Origin of the sequence: Ureaplasma zalophigenitalium (assembly GCF_025780055.1) — a bacterium.
In the GTDB taxonomy this organism is placed as follows: Bacteria; Bacillota_I; Bacilli_A; order Mycoplasmatales; family Mycoplasmoidaceae; genus Ureaplasma; species Ureaplasma zalophigenitalium.
Genome location: NZ_JAOXHJ010000036.1, coordinates 1 through 345, shown reverse-complemented (window position 1 = coordinate 345; position 345 = coordinate 1). Strand labels below are relative to the sequence as shown.

The 345-nt window shown below is 29.9% G+C and carries 1 protein-coding gene; it reads right to left on the bottom strand.

Features of this window, described 5'->3' with window-relative positions; genetic code table 4:
- A partial coding sequence (locus tag OF365_RS03245) for a DNA methyltransferase (RefSeq protein ID WP_263818174.1) occupies positions 1-345 on the bottom strand: 345 nt, incomplete at both ends.

Below are 345 nucleotides of genomic sequence, written 5' to 3'. Positions count from 1 at the left end.
GGAAAATTTTATTGATATTTTTTGCATACACAAGAACATATTCTGTTAAAATTTTTAGTAATTTTGAATCAGAAGCTGACCCAGAATTTTTCTTTTCTCATACTATATTTGCCACAAAATTCTCTTCTCCAAAAATATCGTCCATTAGAACTTTTAAATAAGCTTGTTCACTATCATCGATAGAAACAAAAATAACTCCATCATCCTTGAGCAGTTCTTTAGCTAAAATTAATCGTTCATTCATCATGTTTAATCAACCGTTCCGACTGAATTTATCGCGGTAAATAAACTTATTATTGTTGATTTTTAAAGCATCGTTGGCAACAGAATTCCCATCCGAATTTG